Genomic DNA, 18,656 nt, shown 5'->3' with positions numbered 1-18,656 from the left:
GGCCGCGCGTCAGGCCTTGCGCACGGCCTGGACGTCCAGCGTCACTTCCACGCTCGAACCGATGGCCGCGATCCCGTGCGCCAGCATCGACTGCCAGTTCAGGGTGAAGTCCTCGCGGTGCAGCTCGGCGGTGGCCCGGCAGGCCGCCCGGAGCTCGCCCTCCAGGCCCGTGCCCAGGCCCAGGTACTGGGTGTCCAGGGTCACGGACCGGCTCACCCCGTGGAGGGTCAGCGCCCCGGCGACGGCCCAGCTGCTGCCGCTGCGGTGGATGAAGCGCTCGCTGTAGAACTCCACCGTGGGGTGGCGGACCGCGTCCAGGAAGTCCCCCGACCTCAGGTGGTCGTCGCGCAGCCGCACCCCGGTGTCGATGCTCGCCGCGTCGATGATCACGTGCATGGAGGAGTCCTCCATGCGCTCGGCTATCCGCACCGCCCCGGCGAACGTGGTGAACCGGCCGCGGATCCGGGCCAGGCCGATGTGGCGGGCCGTGAAGCCGATGGACGAGTGCGTCGGGTCGAGCTCCCAGTGGCCGGGCTGCGGCAGCAGCGGCGGCTCCACCGTGTCCAGGATGATCTCCGCGGTGCCGGGCTGCCCCGGGTCCCCCACGATCGTCACCCCGTGGAAGGGCGCGTACCCCTCCGCGGTCACGGAGAGCCGGTACTCCCCCTCCGGTACGGCAACGGCGAAGCCGCCGAACGGGTCGGTCTCGCCGCTGACGATGCGGCGGCCGATCGGGTCGGTCACCTCGAACGTGGCCTGCCGGACCGGCCGGTGGACCGTGTCGAGGACCCGGCAGCTGAGCAGACGCGCCGTCGGCGGGAGCGTCAGTGTCGCGGATGTGGACGGGCTGGAACTTCCGGCCGTCTCCATCCCCCGTCGGCGACCGAACATGGCTGATGCACCCCCGTGCTGTGTGGACTTGGACCGCTCTGGCGAAGACGCATTCGATCATGCTGTCGGGTTGTGGGCAAACAGAGTGGTCGCGCCCGGTATGACCGCGCCGATTCCGCCGCCGGTTGGCCGGAAATGAACGTAGCCGAACTCCGCTTCCGGTGACGGCGATCGAGCCGTCGGTGTCGGTGCGCAGCACGGTCGCCCCCAGCTCCCGCAGCCGGGCGAGCGTACTCGGCGCGGGGTGTCCGTAGCGGTTGGCCACGCCGACGGGAACGAGCGCGAGCCGTGGCCGGATCCGGGCGTACAGCTCCGGGTCCTGGTGCGCGGAACCGTGATGCGCGACCTTGAGGACGTCCACCGGACCGAGGTCCGGATGGGCCCTCAAGAGGGCCTGCTGCGCCGGAGGTTCGAGGTCGCCGAGGAGCAGGAGGGTCAGCCCCGCCCCTCGCACCAGCAGGGCCACGCTCGCGTCGTTGGGCCCCTCGGGCGGTGGTCCGGCAGGCGGCGGCCAGAGCACCTGCCACTCGAACGCCCCGGCCCGGCGCCGCTCCCCCTGCACCGCGGTCACGATCGGCACACCGGCGGCCGCCGCGGTCCGCCGGACGAACTCGGCCTGCCCCGGCGGGTCTTCGAGCGAGGTGGCCTGGATCACAGCCACGGACCGGCCCCGCAGCACCCCCGACAGGCCTCCCACATGGTCGGCGTGAAAATGCGTCAGCAGGAGCAGCGGCACGCGGTGCACGCCCAGCGCGCGCAGACAGTCGTCCACCGGTCCGGGCTCCGGGCCGGTGTCCACCACCAGGGCCTCCCCCGGGCCCACGGAGAGCACTGCGGCGTCCCCCTGCCCCACGGCGCACTGGACGTAGCTCCAGTCGGGCGGCGGCCAGCCGGAGAGCGTACGGGTGAGCTGCGGCGGCCGCAGTACGGCCAGGAGCAGCAGCACCGCCAGGGCGGAGCAGAGCCACCCGCGCCCGCGGAACCGGGCACCGGCGACCACGACGACGGCCAGGGTGGCCGCGGCCAGCAGAACGCCCCCGGCGAGCCCGCCCGGCCACGACAGCTCCGCGCCCGGGAACCGGGACCCGGCCCGGGCCACGCCCGCGATCCACCCCGCCGGCACCGCCGCGCACCGGGCGAGCACCTCCGCGGCGGGCATCCACACCGGAGCCACCGCGAGCGCGGCGAAGCCGAGGACCGTCGCGGGACCCGCCGCCAGCTCGGCCAGCAGGTTGCACGGCACCGCCACCAGGCTGACCCGGGCGGCGAGGACGGCCACCACGGGCGCGCACACCGCCTGCGCGGCCGCTGCGGCCCCCAGCGCCTCGGAGAGCCGCGGTCCCGCCCCACGGCGCCGCAAGGCGTCGCTCCACCGGGGAGCGAGGGTGAGCAGCGCCCCGGTGGCCAGTACGGAGAGCAGGAAGCCGGGGCTGCGGGCCAGCCAGGGGTCGTAGAGCACCAGCAGCAGCACGGCGGCGCCCAGGGCCGGGATCAGCGACCTGCGCCGCCCGGTGGCGATGGCCAGCAGGGTGACCGACCCGCAGGCAGCGGCCCGCAGCACGCTCGGTTCGGGCCGGCACACCACCACGAAGGCCAGGGTCAGGGCCGCCCCGCACAGGGCGGTCACCCGCAGCGAGAGGCCGAGGCGGGGTGCCAGCCCGCGCCGTTCGGCCTGCTGCGCGCGGGCCGGGGGCCCGATGAGCAGGAACAGCACCACGGTCAGGTTGGACCCGGAGACGGCCAGCAGGTGCAGCAGGTCGGTGGCCCGGAAGGCCTCGTGCAGGTCGGCGGAAACCCTGGACGTGTCCCCGACGACCAGCCCCGGCAGCAGGGCCCTGGCGTCCGGCGCGAGCTCCTCGGTGGCCTCGCGCAGCCCGGCTCGCAGCCGCCCCGCGAGCCGCTGGACGGTGTCCGGGCCGCCGGTCACCCCGGGCGGGGTGTCACCGGCCGGCCGGAGCAGCGCCACGGCCCGTTCCCCGCCCTGCGCCGGGGCGAGCCGGGCGACCGCCACCACCCGGGTGGAAGGCTGCAGCCGGGCCCATCCCGGATGCCCGGCCAGCACCCGCACCGGGGTCTCGACCCGGGTACTCGTCCCGTCGGGCCCGGTCACCCGCGTCACCACCGCGTCCAGTGCCACCACCGGCGGCCCGCTCGTGCTCCGGGCGGCTCTCGGGTCGGAGCCGACGGTGAGTTCCGCGAGGACGCGGGCGTGCTCCTGTGCGAGCCCGGCCACCGGTCCGGCCCGCGCCTCGGCCCGCTGGAGCCCCGCCACACCGGCCCCGGCCGACGCACACAGCAGGGCCGCCGCCGCGGCCGGGGCGAGCCGCCACAGCGGTCCCGGACGCCGGCACGCGCCCAGCATCAACAGGCCCGCGCAGACCATCCCCAGGGCCACCCCGAGGGCGGTCCGGTGGACGGGCATGTCCAGGGCGAGGGCGGCCGCCGCCCAGGCGGCCCCGGCCGGCACCACGATGCGGAGGTCCGGCGGGCCCGGACCCTCCGGGCGGTTCACGGCCGCACCAGCGTGCGCAGGTCGGCGAAGCGCCGCTCACCGATGCCGTCGACCTGGCGGAGCTCCTCCACGGAGCGGAAGCCGCCGCGGGCGGTACGGAAGTCGACGATGTGCTGCGCCAGTACCGGCCCGACCCCCGGCAGCCCGTCGAGCTGGGCGACCGTGGCCGAACCCAGACTCAGCGGGCCAGGGCCAGGGCCGGAACCAGGACCGGAGCCGGCACCGCCGCCCGGCCCGGCGGCCGGTGGCGGCTGCGCCGGGGCGCCGACGACCACCTGCTCGCCGTCCACCAGCACGCGGGCCCGGTTCAGCCCGGTCGTGTCGGTGCCCGGACGCACTCCCCCGGCGGCGGCCAACGCGTCCTCCACCCGCGAACCCGCTGGCAGCCGCCGCACCCCGGGATCCCGGACCTTGCCGCTGACGTCGACGACGATCCGCGCGGCCCCGCCGGCCCCCGCTCCCGCTCCCGGGCCCGGAGCCCCCGCCGGCGCCGTGGCCCCCGCCGGGACAGCCCCCGGCGCGACCACCGCGGGCACGGTCACCGCCCGCGGCCGGGCCGACCAGTACTGCTGCCCGGCGAAACCGACGGCGGCGATCAGCACCACCCCGACGGCGGCCACCGCACGCGGCCGCACCTCGCAGCGGTCCTGCAGCCACAGCGGCAGCCGCTCCCGCACGGCCAGCCTCCGCGCGGCCCCTGGGGGCAGCCCGGACGCCCCGTCGGACGGTGCCCGGGCATCGGCCCCGTCCGGGGCCGCGGGCGGCGCCTGGAGCGCCCGTGGCGGCGGGGCCTGCGGCGGGGGCGGCGGGACCGGGGCCTGCGGCGGGCTGCTGCCGCCCAGCAGGGCCTCGGCCCGTCGCCGCACCGCGCCCGGCTCCGGGTGCGGAACCCGCCGGCCACGACGTGCCGAACGGCGATACCGCAGACGGCTGCCGGAGAGCCGGTTCTCGGAGAGACGGCCGTCGGAGAGACGGGGGCGGCCCGGGCCACCGGTGGCGCCCGACGGATACGAAGCACGCGTTCGAAGAGTCATGCCACGACCGTAGAGGCCGATCCCGCCCCCGGTTCGGATCACTCAATTCCGGTGGAAAAAAGACCCGTTGTGGATAACCGCGCCACCCGTTCCGGTGATCAGCGGGGCGAGACGACCGCCGCCAGCAGCCCCGGGCCGGTGTGCGCCCCGATCACCGCACCGACCTCGCTGACGTGCAGCTCGACCAGACCGGGAATGCGCTCGCGGAGCCGCTCGGCGAGCTTCTCCGCCCGCTCCGGAGCCGCCAGGTGGTGCACCGCCACGTCGACGGCGGCGGACCCGGCGCGCTCGACGGCCAGCTCCTCCAGGCGGGCGATGGCCTTGGACGACGTACGGACCTTCTCCAGCATCTCGATCCGCCCGCCGTCCAGCGTCAGCAGGGGCTTCACCGCCAGGGCGGAGCCGAGGAGGGCCTGCGCGGCCCCGATCCGGCCGCCGCGGCGGAGGTAGTCGAGGGTGTCGACGTAGAAGAACGCGGCCATGTCCGCCGCGCGCTTCTCGGCGGCCGCCACGGCCTCGTCCACGGACCCGCCCGCCTCGGCCACCTCGGCGGCGGCGAGCGCACAGAAGCCGAGAGCCATCGCGATCATGCCGGTGTCCACGACGCGCACCGGTACGGGTGCGGTCTTCGCGGCGAGCGCGGCGGCGTCGTAGGTGCCGGACAGCTCGGCGGACAGGTGCAGGCTGACGATGCCGGTCGCCCCCGCGTCCGCGGCCGCCCGGTAGGCCCGGACGAACTCCTCCGGGCTGGGACGCGAAGTGGTGACCGAGCGGCGCTTCTGCAGGGCCAGGGCCAGGCTGCGCGCCGAGATCTCGGTGCCTTCCTCGAGTGCCTCACCACCGAGCACCACGGTGAGCGGGACGGCGGTGATTCCGTGCCGCGCCATGGCCGGTCGGGGCAGGTAGGCCGTGGAATCGGTGACGATGGCGACATGGCGGGACATGAGCCGGAGGTTACCGCCAGTGGGGGCGTGACGGCAGCCTGGCCCCACGACGCGACCGCCGGCCGGGGTCCCCGGGGCGGCGAGAGCCTACGGTACGAGCCCGCTACGGGCCCCTACGCGTACCCGGGCGTCCCGCCTCAGGTGGTGCTTTCCGGGCGACGCGCCTTCTGCCACGGGTACTGCGGCGCCGGTGCGGCCGGGTTCAGCGCCTGCGGCTGATCCGCGCCCCACGCCGGGCTCGCCGCCGCCGCAGGCTGCCCCGGAGCGTTCCCCGGGGCGTTCCCCGGAGCCTGCACCGGACCCGCCGCGGCCCCGTTAGCCTGCGCCGCGTCCCACGCCGCGGCCGCCGCCGCGAGGTCGTCCGCCGGCTCCCGCTGCCAGTCCCGCAACGCGTCGGACTCGACCTCGATCTGGGCCGACAGCGTGGACAGGTCGTCCTGCGCGAAGCGCTGCGCCCGGTCCCGCGCGGCCCACCGCAGCGAGTCCGCGGCTTGCTTGATCTTGGCCGTCCGCTCCCGCAGGTCCGGCAGGCGTTCCGCGATCCGTCCGCGGTCCGGGTCCTGCTCCAGCCGCTTCAGCTCGTCGTCGAGCTCGCGCCCGTGCGCGCTCAGCCGCTCGAACAGCGCGATCGACTCGTGCAGCGAGGCGTCCACCCGGACGCCGTCCTGCAGCGCCTGCTCCGTGGCGCGCATCGAGGTCCGCAGGTCGAGCCGCAGCTGCGCCAGCGCCCCCGTGACCCCGACCTGACCGAAGCTCTTGGCGCGCAGCGTGGTGTCCTCCACCGTCCGCCGCGCCTGCGTGATGGTCCGGTCCACACCGCGCTTGGTCGCCTGCACCACCTTGACGGTCGCGTACACGCCCAACCCCAGGAAGGTGAAAAGCACCATCAGCGCGAAGATGATCAACGCGGCCTCCATGAGCATCCCTTCCCCAGCACCCGACGGCTCTTTTCCGTCCCCTCCACGGTAAACGCCACGGGCAGGCCAGGGGTTCCAATCGAACCCCCAACCTGCCCGTACGGGATCTCCCCTATGCGGGGGTGCGCCCTCAGATGACGATGTTCACCAGCTTCGGCGCGCGCACGATCACCTTGCGGATCTCCGCGCCGCCCAGCGCCGCCACGACGCCCTCGTCGGTCACGGCCAGCTGCTCCAGCTCCGCCTCGGAGATCGTCGGCGGCACCTCCAGCCGCGCCTTGACCTTGCCCTTGACCTGCACCACGCACGTCACGCTCTCGTCCACGACGTACGCCGGGTCCGCGACCGGGAAGTCCTGGTGGACCACCGACTCGCTGTGACCCAGGCGGTGCCACAGCTCCTCCGCGATGTGCGGGGCCAGCGGGGCGACCAGCAGCACCAGGGCCTCGGCGACCGAGCGCTCCAGCGGGCGGCCGGCCTTCGTCAGCGCGTTGTTCAGCTCGGTGATCTTCGCGATGGCGGTGTTGAAGCGCAGCCCGGCCAGGTCCGCGCCGGCCCCGTCGATCGCCTTGTGCAGCGCGCGCAGGGTCGCCTCGTCCGGCTCACCGTCCACGACGGTGACCGCGCCGGTCTCCTCGTCCACGATGTTGCGCCACAGGCGCTGCAGCAGCCGGTACTGGCCCACCACGGCCCGGGTGTCCCACGGACGGGAGACGTCCAGCGGACCCATCGCCATCTCGTACAGGCGCAGCGTGTCCGCGCCGTACTCCTCGCAGATCTCGTCGGGCGTGACGGCGTTCTTCAGGGACTTGCCCATCTTGCCCAGCTCGCGCTTGACCGGCTCGCCCTCGAAGAAGAACGTGCCGTCGCGCTCCTCGACCTCGGTGGCCGTGACGGGGAAGCCTCGCTCGTCGCGGTAGACGTAGGCCTGGATCATGCCCTGGTTGAACAGCTTGTGGAACGGCTCGACCGAGGAGACGTGGCCCAGGTCGAACAGCACCTTCGACCAGAAGCGGGCGTACAGCAGGTGCAGCACCGCGTGCTCGGCGCCGCCCACGTACAGGTCGACACCACCGTGCGGTACGCCCTCGCGCGGGCCCATCCAGTACTGCTCGATCTCCGGGTCCACCAGGGCCGAGGCGTTGTTCGGGTCCAGGTAGCGCAGCTCGTACCAGCAGGAACCGGCCCAGTTGGGCATGGTGTTGGTCTCGCGGCGGAAGGAGCGCAGGCCCCGGCCGTCGCCCAGGTCCAGCTCCACGTTGACCCACTCGCCGTTGCGCGACAGCGGGGTCTCCGGCTTGGAGGTGGCGTCGTCCGCCTCGAAGGTGCGCGGGGAGTAGTCCTCGACCTCCGGCAGCTCCAGGGGCAGCATCGACTCGGGCAGCGGGTGCGCGACGCCGTCCTCGTCGTAGACGATCGGGAAGGGCTCGCCCCAGTAGCGCTGACGGCTGAACAGCCAGTCGCGCAGCCGGAAGTTGACCGTCCCCTCGCCGATGCCGCGCCCGGCCAGCCAGTCGGTGATCGCGGCCTTCGCCTCGACGACGCCCAGGCCGTCCAGGGCGATGCCCTCGCCCGTCGAGTTGACCAGCTTCGCGTCGTAGGAGACGAAGGCGCCGTCCCACTCGGCGGGGTCGGTGCCGCGCCCGTCCGACGGCTCCACGACGCAGCGCATCGGCAGCTCGAAGGCGCGCGCGAACTCGAAGTCGCGGCTGTCGTGCGCCGGGACGGCCATGATCGCGCCCGTGCCGTAGCCCATCAGCACGTAGTCGGCGATGAAGACCGGGACCTTGTCGCCGCTGACCGGGTTGATCGCGTACTCGCCGGTGAAGACACCGGTCTTGTCCTTGGCCTCGGCCTGACGCTCGACGTCCGACTTCGAGGCGGCCTGCTGGCGGTAGGCGCTGACGGCCTCGGCCGGCGTGGCGTGCCCGCCGGTCCACACCTCGTGGGTGCCCTCGGGCCAGGCGGCCGGGATGAACTTCTCCACCAGCGGGTGCTCGGGCGCCAGCACCATGTAGGTGGCGCCGAACAGGGTGTCCGGACGGGTGGTGAAGACGGTGATGGCCTCGTCGCCCAGCGCGAAGTCGACGCGCGCGCCCTCGCTGCGGCCGATCCAGTTCCGCTGCTGCAGCTTGATGGCCTCGGGCCAGTCCAGCGCGTCCAGGTCGTCGATCAGCCGGTCGGCGTATGCGGTGATCCGCATGTTCCACTGGCTCAGCCGGGACTTGAAGACGGGGAAGTTGCCGCGCTCGGACCGGCCGTCGGCGGTGACCTCCTCGTTGGCCAGCACGGTGCCCAGCCCGGGACACCAGTTCACCGGCGCGTCCGAGGAGTACGCCAGCCGGTACTCGTTCAGCACGTCGGCCCGCTCGGCCGCGGTCAGCGCGGCCCAGGCACGGCCGCCGGGGACCTCACGGGAGCCGTCCTCGAAGGCGGCGACCAGCTCGGCGATCGGCCGGGCCTTCTTCGCGTCGGTGTCGTACCAGGAGTTGTAGATCTGCAGGAAGATCCACTGGGTCCACTTGTAGTAGTCCGGGTCGATCGTGGCGAACGACCGGCGCTTGTCGTGGCCCAGGCCCAGCCGGCGCAGCTGGACCTTCATGTTCTCGATGTTGGCCTCGGTCGAGACGCGCGGGTGCGTGCCGGTCTGCACGGCGTACTGCTCGGCCGGCAGGCCGAAGGCGTCGAAGCCCAGGGTGTGCAGGACGTTGTGGCCGGTCATCCGCTGGTGGCGGGCGAAGACGTCGGTGGCGATGTACCCGAGCGGATGTCCGACGTGCAGGCCCGCACCGGAGGGGTACGGGAACATGTCCATGATGAACTTCTTGGGCCGTGCGACCACCGCGGGGTCCCCGGCCAGGTCGCCGGTCGGGTTCGGGGCCTCGTACGTGCCCTGCGCGTCCCAGACGTCCTGCCAGCGTGCCTCGATGTCGGCGGCCATGGCAGCCGTGTAGCGGTGCGCCTCGGCCGCCTCGGGGGCCGGGGTGTTCGTCTCGCTCATGATTTCTGAAGCTCCATCGATCGTCTCTGCCGTCTCTGCCTGCCCAAACGAAAAAACCCCTCGCACAGGAGGGGACGCCGCGCCGGGTCCGACCATCTCGAAGGGTCGGTACTGATCAGCGCGGCTCGGTAAGCAGAAGGCGTACGGCACGCATGGCGTCAGGGTACCGCAGCGGCCCCCGCCGACGCTCAGCCGTTCCGCCGACCGGCACAACGAGAAGCGGGCCACCCGATCCGGGTGGCCCGCTTCTTCACTGTGGAGCTAAGGAGAATTGAACTCCTGACCTCCTGCATGCCATGCAGGCGCTCTACCAACTGAGCTATAGCCCCTTGTTGTGCTTGCCGCTTCGGTTTCCCTTGCCGGTTCCCCTTGGCGACGTCCCAAACATTACACGGTCATGGCCCTGGTCCAAAAATCGGTTTCCACCGACCAGAGACCATGTCCGATTTGAGCCAAATTGTCACGCCCTCGCGAACTGGTAGAACCGCTTGAGTGTGCAGTGCTCGTCGAGCAGCCGCCCGTAGATCGGCTCCCCTTCCAGCTCACGGTACGTCTCGATCGGGTCGCCTTTTATGATCAGCGCCCGAGCGCATTCCTCGCACCAGTACTGGTAGTCGGGGTTGACCGGGTCCATGTCCCGCACGATCGGCGTGCCGTTGTTGCACCAGTCGCACCGGCGCCGGTGTGCACCCATCCGTCAGCGACTCCCTCCCGCGTCGGGCCGTCGTCTCCCCCTCCGGCGGTCACGATTCTGCCATGCCGGTGCGGGCCAGGTCAGCAAACGCAAAGGGTACAAAAGCAAGGATCCCGCCCCCTGTTGGGGACGGGATCCTGATTGTGGAGCTAAGGAGAATTGAACTCCTGACCTCCTGCATGCCATGCAGGCGCTCTACCAACTGAGCTATAGCCCCGCTCTCCGCCGCGCTCCCCCCGTCTCCGGTGTTCTGCGCTGCGAACAAGAAGAACTCTAGCCTGTGACCAGCCGGAAAGTGAAATCCGGGTGGGAGCCCCGCCGGGGAGCGGCGGAAGGCCGCTCTAGTCGTCGTCGCCGAGCACCGGTTCCGGCAGCGTGCCGGCGTTGTGCTCCAGCAGACGCCAGCCGCGCGCGCCCTCGCCGAGGACGGACCAGCAGCAGTTGGAGAGCCCGCCGAGGCCCTCCCAGTAGTACGAGTCCAGGCCCAGCAGGCGCCCGATCGTCGTACGGATGGTGCCGCCGTGGCTGACCACGACGAGGGTGCCGGACTGCGGCAGCCGGCCGGCGTGTTCCAGCACCACCGGCGCCGCACGGTCGGCGACCTCGGTCTCCAGCTCACCGCCGCCGCGGCGGACCGGTTCGCCGCGCTTCCACGCCGAATACTGCTCGCCGTACTTCTCGAGGATCTCGTCGTGCGTGAGGCCCTGCCACTCGCCGGCGTACGTCTCGCGCAGCGCCGCGTCGTGCGACACCGCCAGCCCCGTGAGGGCCGCCAGCTCGGCAGCCGTGGCAGAGGCGCGCTGCAGGTCGGACGCCACGATGGCATCCGGCTTCAGCGAGGCGAGCAACCGCGCGGAGCGGCGCGCCTGCGCCACACCCGCCTCGGTCAGCTCGATGTCCGTGGAGCCCTGGAAGCGGCGCTCCAGATTCCACGAGGTCTGGCCGTGCCGCCAGAGGACGATCTTCCTGCCGGACTTGCCCGAGGTGGTCGCGCTCAGAACAGATCACCGTCCAGTTCGTCGTCGCCCGCCGCCTCGCGCAGCTTGGCGTGCTCTTCGGCCTTGCCGATGGTGAGCTTGGCGTCTTCGGGCAGCTCGATCTCGGGGCAGTCCTTCCACAGGCGCTCCAGCGCGTAGAAGACACGCTCCTCGCTGTGCTGGACGTGAACGACGATGTCGACGTAGTCGAGCAGGATCCAGCGGGCGTCGCGGTCGCCCTCGCGGCGCACCGGCTTGGCGCCGAGCTCCTTGAGCAGGCGCTCCTCGATCTCGTCGACGATCGACTTGACCTGGCGGTCGTTGGGCGCCGAGGCGAGCAGGAAGGCGTCGGTGATCGACAGCACGTCGCTGACGTCGTACGCGATGATGTCGTGCGCGAGCCGGTCGGCCGCGGCCTGGGCGGCGGCGGTGATGAGCTCGATGGAGCGGTCCGTGGCGGTCACTGGCCATGCTTTCGGGTTGGCGGGCAGATCCTTACAAGGGTCTCATGTACCGCCGACACCGCCCGCGCGCAGCGTCGCGCGCGGGCGAAAGCCTGTCTCGGGGACGCTCCGGAGCCTGGTCAGGACGCCTTGTAGTCCTTGCCCAGGATCACCACGATCTCCGCGTTCACCGCGTTCTCACCCTTCTTCACGGCCGTCTCGGGCAGTCCCAGCGTCTTGGCGACCTCGATCGCGCGGTCCCGCTGCGCGTCGTCCTGGTAGGTGATCTGCGAGGTGGCCGCCGTCTTGTCGGCCTTCCCGCCGTCGACGAAGGCGTAGCCGCCGTTCACGAGCGTCGCCTTGGCCGCGACCTGCATCTTCTCGTCGCCGCTGGCGTCCTTGAGGCCGACGCGCGGGGCCGCACCGGGCTGCGCCGCGGCGCCGGAGCCGCCCAGCACCTCCTTGACGACCGACTTGTTCGCGTCGTCCGTGAGCGTGCCGTCCGCCTTCACCGCGAGGACGTCCGTGCGGTACGCGCCCACCTTGGCGTGCGCGCCGAGCCGGGACAGCAGGGCCCCGAGGGTCTGCGCGTTCAGGGCGGGATCGAGGATCTGGCCGATGCTCTCGACGGTCACGGCCGCCGCCTTCGGGTCGCTCGGAACCTTGCGCAGCACCGCCTGGAGCACCTTGCCCACGCGTTCCAGCTGTTTGGCCTCCGGTTCGCCCTGCCCGCGGAACGTGGCGTACGCCACGGCCATCGGGCCGCTCAGGCTCTGCTTCTGCCCCTGGGCCACGGCCGGGGTCTTGGCGGCGTCGTCGGCCGGGACCGCGGTGTCGGTGTCGACCTCGATGCCGCCGACCAGCTCGACCAGGTTCTCCAGGAAGGGGGTGTCCAGGCGCCAGGTGCCGCCGATGCGGGTGCCCAGCACGGAGTCGAGGGCCTCGCGGGTGCCGAGACCGCCTTCCTCGACCGACTTGCCGAGCCCCGTCGGCGTCCCGTCCTGGCCGGTGACGGCCAGGGTGTTCGGCAGCAGGACGGTGGCACCCTTCTTGGTGGTGACGTTGTCGACGAGCAGCGCCGAGGAGGTGCCGCCCTTCTTGGTGTTGTGCAGGTGCACGACGATGATGTCCCGCTTCTGCGCTCCCGCGTCGGCCGTCGCAGCGGTCTTCTTCTCGCCGGGGCCGTCGAGGAAGGGCAGCTTGCCCGCGTACCAGAGGTAGCCGAGGCCGCCGACGACGAACAGGGCGAGGACGACGATCAGCGCCACCACCCGGTTGCGGCCGCGGCGGCGGGCCTCTTCGCGGCGCTCGGTGCGGCTCTCGGTGAATTTGAGCCAGTCGATGACGTCCTCGGAGTCCTCGTCCGGCTGGTCGATGAAGGCGAACATCTCGGTGCGGTAGTCCCGGTCCGCCTGGGGCTCGCCGTCACGCCCGCGGTCGCGGTCGCGCTCGTCGGTCCGCGCACCGCCCTCGTCGGCGTCCGGCCGGCGCGGCTCGGGAACCTGGGCGGCCGGCCGTTCGGCGGGGACCGGGGGCTCCGGGGCGCTCTGCTGCGGGATCCACTGCTGGGTCTGCTGCGTGTCGTACCCGTAGGCGGGCGCCTGGGTGTACTCCTGCTGCCCGTACTCCTGGGGGGCCTGCTGCTGCGGGTAGTACTGCTGTTGCTGTTGCGGCTGCTGCTGGCCGTAGCCCTGGTAGTCGTAGCCGTACTGCTGCTGCTCATACTGCTGCTGCCCGTACTGCTGCGGGGCGGCCGGAGCGGGCTGGGCGGGCTGCGCGGGCACCTGGCCGTACACCGGCCGCCCGTACGCGTCGTAGCCGACGAGCTGCTGCTCCTGGGCGGCATACGGGTCGTACGGATCCTGTCGGTCGTTCACCGCGGGGCCCCTCTCTCCGGAAGCTCAGGCTCCCCGGTACAGCTCACGCTTGTCGATGTAACGCACGACACCGTCCGGCACCAGGTACCAGACGGGGTCCCCCTGGGCCACCCTCGCACGGCAGTCGGTGGACGAGATCGCGAGCGCGGGCACCTCCACCAGGGAGACGCCGCCTTCCGGGAGCCCGTCGTCGGTGAGCACGTGGCCCGGCCGGGTGACTCCGATGAAGTGGGAGAGCGAGAAGAGCTCTTCGGCGTTGCGCCAGGTCAGGATCTGTGCGAGCGCGTCGGCACCGGTGATGAAGAACAGGTCGGCGTCGTCGTTCTGCGCCTTCAGGTCCCGCAGGGTGTCGATGGTGTACGTCGGCCCGCCGCGGTCGATGTCGATGCGGCTCACCGAGAACTGCGGGTTCGAAGCCGTGGCGATGACCGTCATCAGGTAGCGGTCCTCGGCCGGCGACACGGCCCGCTGCGACTTCTGCCACGGCTCGCCGGTCGGCACGAACATCACCTCGTCGAGGTGGAAAAGGGCGGCCACCTCGCTGGCGGCCACCAGGTGTCCGTGATGGATCGGGTCGAATGTCCCGCCCATCACTCCGAGCCGGCGCTTGACCGGACCGGTAGGCATCTCCTGCTCTCCCATGAGCGCAGAGCCTACTGGCCCGGCGGACGCGGCGTTCTCGTCGGGTTCGACGGGTTCGACGGGCTCAGCGGCTCAGCGGTCGCGGTTCAGGCGCGTGGTGACCCAGAGCATCAGGATCAGGATCAGGAAGGCACCGCCGCCGGTCAGGTACGGGTTCAGGCTGTCGTGGTTGCCGCCGTGCTGCTCGGCCCCCTCCGATGCGAGGACGACCAGGTTGTGGGCGGTGGTGGAGAGGCTCATCAGGCAGATACCTATCGAGTCGGGGAGCGGGCCGGAGACTTCGCTCACATCGTATGCGGGGGCCTGGGGCACGCTCACGCCGACTCAGGCGTTGGAGAGGATAGACGCAGGGTCGATCAGGTCCATCCAGGGGAGGGCGCTATGACGGAAACAGGGTTCGAGAAAGCACCGGCGCGGGACCGGAGGCGGTTCCCCGGCATCTCGTCGCGCGCGTACGAGCATCCGGCGGACCGCTCCGCGCTGGTGGCGCTGCGCAAGCTGAGCGGCTTCGACACGGTGTTCAAGGCGCTGAGCGGACTGCTTCCGGAGCGCAGCCTGAGACTGCTGTTCCTGTCGGAGTCGGTGCGGGTGGGCGAGACGCAGTTCCCGCACCTGTACGCGATGCTGCGCGACGCCTGCTACATCCTGGACCTGGAGAAGGTCCCGCAGATGTACGTGCAGCAGGACCCGAACCCCAACGCCATGTGCATCGGGCTGGACGAGCCGATCATCGTGGTGACCACGGGCCTCGTCGAGCTGCTCGACGAGGAGGAGATGCGTGCGGTGGTGGGCCACGAGGTGGGCCACGCGCTGTCGGGGCACGCCGTCTACCGCACGGTCCTGCTGTTCCTGACCAACCTGGCGCTGAAGGTCGCGTGGATCCCGCTGGGCAATGTGGCGATCATGACGATCGTGACCGCGCTGCGGGAGTGGTTCCGCAAGTCGGAGCTCTCGGCCGACCGGGCCGGGCTGCTGGTGGGACAGGACGTGCAGGCCTCGATGCGGGGGCTGATGAAGATCGCGGGCGGCAACCACCTCCACGAGATGAACGTGGACGCCTTCCTGGCCCAGGCCGAGGAGTACGAGTCGAGCGGCGATCTGCGCGACTCCGTGCTGAAGATCCTGAATCTGCTGCCCCGGACGCACCCCTTCACCACGGTGCGGGCGGCCGAGCTGAAGAAGTGGGCGGAGAGCCGCGACCACCAGCGGATCATGGACGGCCACTACCCGCGGCGGGACGAGGACAAGGACGCCTCGGTGACCGACTCCTTCCGGCAGTCCGCCGCGCACTACGCCGACTCGGTGCGCACCAGCAAGGACCCGCTGCTGAAGCTGGTGGGTGACATCGCGGGCGGCGCGGGCGACCTGGGCGGCAAGCTCCGCGACAAGTTCACCGGCGCCGGAGCCGGAGCCGGCACCGCGACGCAGGACAAGGGCGGGGCTACGGAGCAGGGCTGACGGGAGCGGCCTGCGGCGGCGGGGGCGGTGTCGCGGGCTAGGTGACGGGCGGGGCCGTCGGCGGGGCCAGGACGCCGCACAGCCCGGCCGTGCGCCGCGGCTGGCCGCTGGCGTACGGGTCGCTGGCGGCCGGGCCCACCGTGGTCGGGCCGGCTCCGGCCAGGAGCGGGCGGAAGGCCCCGGACGGGTCGGCGGAGCAGTCCTGCGGCCCGGCCATCACATAGGCCGAGGCCAGCTCCAGCCGCCGGGTCGTCAGGTCCTCCCGGTCGAAGCGCAGCCGCAGCTCGCGCCGGACGGTGAAGAGCGAGGCGCCGTCGGCCGCGGCCGGGGATCCGGTGGCGGGCCGTACGGCGTAGACGAAGGTGTGGTCGGTGGTGACCTCCAGCACGTCGGGGGCCACCTCCTCGAAGGCGAGCGTGCCGCTCACCCGGACCCGGGAATCGGCCACGACGGCGGTGGCCTGGTCGAAGCGGACCAGCCAGCCGGTGGCCGCGTGGCGGCCGTCACCGGAGGGCGAGGTCATGCTGCGGTCGAACTGCGCCAGCTGGTCCGGGTCGAGCAGGACGCGCACCGGCCGGGAGGCCGCTCCGGCGAGGATGTCGGGGTCCAGCGAGGACTGCACCAGGTAGTCCTTGGCGATGGACAGCGCGGCGACGACCTGGGCGTCGGTGAAGTGGTGCGTGCGGCGCACGGCGGGCAGGGTGATGCCGGCCGCTCCGACCCGGTAGTCGGCGGCGGGGCTCTTCGCATAAAGCTCGGCGGGGCGACCGCCGGGCACGTCCGTGGTCGGCGCGAGCGGGATCACGGTGCTGCTGAGTGCCTGGGCCGGTCCCCCGGACGGGGGCACGTAGGGGTTGCGCAGCCCCATGTAGACGGCGAAGGCGAAGGCCGTGGCGATGAGCAGCACGAGCAGCATGCCCTGCCGTGCGCCCCGGCCGGGGGTGCTGGTCCGGGACGCGGATCCGCTGCCGGACCAGATGGATCGGCTGCGCACCGCGCGGGCGTGTTCGCCCATGCGTTCCTGGGCGGAGTACTCCTGGAGCCGGGCAGCGCGGACGAAGTCCTCGTCGAACACCACCGACCGGTACTCGTCCGACCGGAAGTCGTCCGAGCGGAAGTCGTCGTCGCCCCCGCCCATGCCCTCGGGGGTGCTGTTGGGTGGATCTCCTGGCACGGCCATCGCTTCTCCCCGCTGTCCCCGCTTCAGAGAAGCCCCCAGCTCCGGCGTATGCGAGTGGGGTCGTACCTTCAGGGTTGGCGAACGGAGGGGTACGTAAACGCGCCGACGCCGGTGACTTCACCCCTGGGGGTACTGGCGGGCGCCGGAGCGGGGTCCGCCTCACCGGAGGCGCTGCGGTACACGGCGCTGAAGGCGAGCGCGACCATGCCGAGGCCCATCACGAGGGCGAGCACCCAGGCGACGGGGCGCAGCCACGGTGCGCGGCCGCGGTAGGGACGCAGGCTGCCGCCGTAGGCCCCGTACGGGCCGTAGGGGTATCCGTGGCCGCCGTCGTGGTCCCAGCCGTGGTCGTCGTCGTACCCGTCGGGGTGGCCGTATCCGTAGCTGTCGTAGTCGTCGTCGCCCGTCCAGCCGCCGGCCACGGCACGGGCGGCTTCGGCCTCCGCGCGCGCCCGGTCGGCCGCCCGCTGGCGCTCGGCGGCGCTCGGTTCACGGATCTCGGCGTTCCGGACGAAGTCCTCGTCGAACACCACGGAGGCGAAGTCGTACTCCGCGCCTCCGCGGTCGTCGTCGGGCTCCCCGTCGTCCGGGAACGGCTTGCCCCCCACGTCGTCCGGCACAGGACCAGCCTAGACCTGAGGGGCCTCCTTGGGCAGGGTGTACGCCGAAATCCGGCCACACCGCGCTGAGGACTTGACTACCGAACGTGACCGTCGCCGGTGACGATGTACTTGGTGGAGGTCAGCTCGGGAAGCCCCATCGGGCCCCTGGCGTGCAGCTTCTGGGTGGAGATGCCGATCTCCGCACCGAAGCCGAACTGGCCACCGTCCGTGAACCGAGTGGATGCATTCACGGCGACCGTGGTCGAGTCGACCAGCTGGGTGAAGCGGCGCGCGGCGGCCTGCGAGGTGGTGACGATCGCCTCGGTGTGACCGGAGGTCCAGCGGCGGATGTGGGTGACGGCGTCGTCGAGGGAGTCCACGACTCCGGCGGCGATGTCGTAGGACAGGTACTCGGCGGCCCAGTCCTCGTCCGTGGCGGGCAGGGCGGTGACCTTGGTGCCCTCGGCGGCGGCGAGGACCCGGGCGTCGCCGTGCACGGTGACGCCGGCGTCGGCGAGCGCGTCGAGGGCGCGCGGCAGGAAGGCGTCGGCGATGTCGCGGTGGACGAGGAGGGTCTCGGCGGAGTTGCAGACGGAGGGCCGCTGGGCCTTGGAGTTGATGAGGATGTCCACCGCCATGTCCAGGTCGGCCTGGGCGTCGACGTAGACGTGGCAGTTGCCGGTACCGGTCTCGATGACCGGGACGGTGGATTCCTCGACCACGGTCTTGATGAGGGACGCACCGCCGCGCGGGATGAGCACGTCGACGAGGCCGCGGGCGCGCATCAGCTCACGGACGGAGTCGCGGGACTCACCGGGCACGAGCTGGACCGCGTCGGCGGGCAGCCCGGCGCTCTCCACGGCGTCCCGCAGGATGGCGACGAGTGCGGTGTTGGAGGAGTAGGCGGAGGAACTGCCGCGCAGGAGGACCGCGTTGCCGGACTTGAGACAGAGGGCGGCGGCGTCGACGGTGACGTTGGGGCGGGCCTCGTAGATGATGCCGACGACGCCGAGCGGGACGCGGATCTGACGGATGTCGATGCCGTTGGGGAGGGTGTTGCCGCGGACGACCTCGCCGACGGGGTCGGGGAGGGCGGCGACGTCGCGGACGTCGGAGGCGATGGCGGCGACGCGCTCGGCGGTGAGGGTGAGGCGGTCGATGACGGTCTCGCTGGTGCCGGCGGCGCGGGCCTTGTCCGTGTCCACGGCGTTGGCGGCGATGATCTCGGCCGTACGGGCCTCCAGCGCGTCCGCGATCGCCAGCAGGGCGGCGTCCTTGGCGGACCGCGGGAGTGGGGCGATGGCCGCGGCGGCGGTGCGGGACCGCTGCGCGGTGGCGAGGACGGGCGAGGTGGCGGCATCGAGCGAGGTCATGCCGCCCAGGGTAATCCCCCGGCGGTACCCCGCCGTGGGGGTTCCACCCCCCGAGACGGCGGGCGCCGGCCGTCCGCGGGGCCTTCTCCCCGCCCCGCCCTTTCTCCGTTT

At 72.4% G+C, this 18,656-nt stretch carries 15 protein-coding genes, 2 tRNA genes and 1 pseudogene; 1 reads left to right on the top strand and 17 read right to left on the bottom strand.

Annotation, left to right across the window (positions count from 1 at the left end; translation table 11 throughout):
* Positions 1-9: 9 nt before the first annotated feature.
* The 14 genes and pseudogenes from KO717_RS24175 to KO717_RS24110 form a co-directional block, all read right to left on the bottom strand.
* Positions 10-891, bottom strand: a complete 882-nt coding sequence (locus KO717_RS24175) for a YceI family protein (protein ID WP_301371224.1) — start codon at positions 889-891, stop codon at positions 10-12.
* Positions 892-1,027: 136 nt separating this feature from the next.
* Positions 1,028-3,253 (bottom strand): annotated as a pseudogene (locus KO717_RS24170) (ComEC/Rec2 family competence protein); the annotation flags it as partial.
* 146 nt (positions 3,254-3,399) lie between these two features.
* Positions 3,400-4,437, bottom strand: coding sequence for a helix-hairpin-helix domain-containing protein (locus KO717_RS24165; protein WP_301371223.1), 1,038 nt, complete (start codon positions 4,435-4,437; stop codon positions 3,400-3,402).
* 98 nt (positions 4,438-4,535) lie between these two features.
* Complete coding sequence (locus KO717_RS24160) at positions 4,536-5,381, bottom strand: DegV family protein (RefSeq protein ID WP_301371221.1); 846 nt, start codon at positions 5,379-5,381, stop codon at positions 4,536-4,538.
* Between the two features lie 137 nt (positions 5,382-5,518).
* Positions 5,519-6,298, bottom strand: a complete 780-nt coding sequence (locus KO717_RS24155) for a hypothetical protein (protein ID WP_301371220.1) — start codon at positions 6,296-6,298, stop codon at positions 5,519-5,521.
* A gap of 130 nt (positions 6,299-6,428) precedes the next feature.
* Positions 6,429-9,299, bottom strand: a complete 2,871-nt coding sequence (leuS, locus tag KO717_RS24150; RefSeq protein WP_301371219.1) for a leucine--tRNA ligase — start codon at positions 9,297-9,299, stop codon at positions 6,429-6,431.
* 256 nt (positions 9,300-9,555) lie between these two features.
* Positions 9,556-9,628: transfer RNA gene (locus tag KO717_RS24145), tRNA-Ala, on the bottom strand.
* A 131-nt stretch (positions 9,629-9,759) separates the two neighbouring features.
* Complete coding sequence (locus KO717_RS24140) at positions 9,760-9,993, bottom strand: hypothetical protein (RefSeq protein ID WP_008738908.1); 234 nt, start codon at positions 9,991-9,993, stop codon at positions 9,760-9,762.
* Positions 9,994-10,137: 144 nt separating this feature from the next.
* A tRNA-Ala gene (locus tag KO717_RS24135) sits at positions 10,138-10,210 on the bottom strand.
* 124 nt (positions 10,211-10,334) lie between these two features.
* A complete protein-coding gene (locus KO717_RS24130) occupies positions 10,335-10,991 on the bottom strand; it encodes a histidine phosphatase family protein (RefSeq protein ID WP_301374710.1) in 657 nt (218 codons plus the stop codon).
* On the bottom strand, positions 10,988-11,434 hold the full coding sequence (gene rsfS, locus KO717_RS24125) for a ribosome silencing factor (RefSeq protein WP_030008628.1): 447 nt from the start codon (positions 11,432-11,434) through the stop codon (positions 10,988-10,990). The genes KO717_RS24130 and rsfS overlap by 4 nt, the downstream gene beginning before the upstream one ends.
* A gap of 119 nt (positions 11,435-11,553) precedes the next feature.
* Positions 11,554-13,290 (bottom strand): LCP family protein, encoded by a 1,737-nt coding sequence (locus KO717_RS24120; RefSeq protein WP_301371211.1) that lies wholly within the window; start codon positions 13,288-13,290, stop codon positions 11,554-11,556.
* Between the two features lie 24 nt (positions 13,291-13,314).
* The gene (nadD, locus tag KO717_RS24115) at positions 13,315-13,932 is read right to left on the bottom strand and encodes a nicotinate-nucleotide adenylyltransferase (protein ID WP_030008626.1); all 618 of its coding nucleotides are present in this window, start codon (positions 13,930-13,932) and stop codon (positions 13,315-13,317) included.
* Positions 13,933-14,004: 72 nt separating this feature from the next.
* Complete coding sequence (locus KO717_RS24110; RefSeq protein ID WP_202201594.1) at positions 14,005-14,172, bottom strand: hypothetical protein; 168 nt, start codon at positions 14,170-14,172, stop codon at positions 14,005-14,007.
* A 141-nt stretch (positions 14,173-14,313) separates the two neighbouring features.
* Between KO717_RS24110 and KO717_RS24105 the strand changes: the two genes are divergently transcribed.
* On the top strand, positions 14,314-15,390 hold the full coding sequence (locus tag KO717_RS24105) for a M48 family metallopeptidase (protein WP_301371207.1): 1,077 nt from the start codon (positions 14,314-14,316) through the stop codon (positions 15,388-15,390).
* A gap of 37 nt (positions 15,391-15,427) precedes the next feature.
* Here the strand turns inward: KO717_RS24105 and KO717_RS24100 are convergent, their stop codons facing one another.
* The 3 genes from KO717_RS24100 to KO717_RS24090 all read right to left on the bottom strand — a co-directional run bounded on the left by KO717_RS24100 (position 15,428) and on the right by KO717_RS24090 (position 18,545).
* Positions 15,428-16,570 (bottom strand): hypothetical protein, encoded by a 1,143-nt coding sequence (locus KO717_RS24100; RefSeq protein WP_301371205.1) that lies wholly within the window; start codon positions 16,568-16,570, stop codon positions 15,428-15,430.
* 68 nt (positions 16,571-16,638) lie between these two features.
* Positions 16,639-17,190 (bottom strand): hypothetical protein, encoded by a 552-nt coding sequence (locus KO717_RS24095; protein ID WP_301371203.1) that lies wholly within the window; start codon positions 17,188-17,190, stop codon positions 16,639-16,641.
* Positions 17,191-17,267: 77 nt separating this feature from the next.
* A complete protein-coding gene (locus KO717_RS24090) occupies positions 17,268-18,545 on the bottom strand; it encodes a glutamate-5-semialdehyde dehydrogenase (RefSeq protein WP_301371202.1) in 1,278 nt (425 codons plus the stop codon).
* Positions 18,546-18,656 lie beyond the last annotated feature (111 nt).

The organism is Streptomyces xanthophaeus, from assembly GCF_030440515.1.
GTDB lineage: Bacteria > Actinomycetota > Actinomycetes > Streptomycetales > Streptomycetaceae > Streptomyces > Streptomyces kutzneri.
This window is presented reverse-complemented; position numbering and strand designations above follow the sequence as displayed.

Coding starts and splice junctions, on each gene's coding strand:
- KO717_RS24175 (WP_301371224.1), bottom strand. CDS start 891: ATGTTCGGTCGCCGACGGGGGATGGAGACGGCCGGAAGTTCCAGCCCG.
- KO717_RS24165 (WP_301371223.1), bottom strand. CDS start 4,437: ATGACTCTTCGAACGCGTGCTTCGTATCCGTCGGGCGCCACCGGTGGC.
- KO717_RS24160 (WP_301371221.1), bottom strand. CDS start 5,381: ATGTCCCGCCATGTCGCCATCGTCACCGATTCCACGGCCTACCTGCCC.
- KO717_RS24155 (WP_301371220.1), bottom strand. CDS start 6,298: ATGGAGGCCGCGTTGATCATCTTCGCGCTGATGGTGCTTTTCACCTTC.
- leuS (WP_301371219.1), bottom strand. CDS start 9,299: ATGAGCGAGACGAACACCCCGGCCCCCGAGGCGGCCGAGGCGCACCGC.
- KO717_RS24140 (WP_008738908.1), bottom strand. CDS start 9,993: ATGGGTGCACACCGGCGCCGGTGCGACTGGTGCAACAACGGCACGCCG.
- nadD (WP_030008626.1), bottom strand. CDS start 13,932: ATGGGAGAGCAGGAGATGCCTACCGGTCCGGTCAAGCGCCGGCTCGGA.
- KO717_RS24110 (WP_202201594.1), bottom strand. CDS start 14,172: ATGAGCCTCTCCACCACCGCCCACAACCTGGTCGTCCTCGCATCGGAG.
- KO717_RS24105 (WP_301371207.1), top strand. CDS start 14,314: ATGACGGAAACAGGGTTCGAGAAAGCACCGGCGCGGGACCGGAGGCGG.
- KO717_RS24100 (WP_301371205.1), bottom strand. CDS start 16,570: ATGGCCGTGCCAGGAGATCCACCCAACAGCACCCCCGAGGGCATGGGC.
- KO717_RS24090 (WP_301371202.1), bottom strand. CDS start 18,545: ATGACCTCGCTCGATGCCGCCACCTCGCCCGTCCTCGCCACCGCGCAG.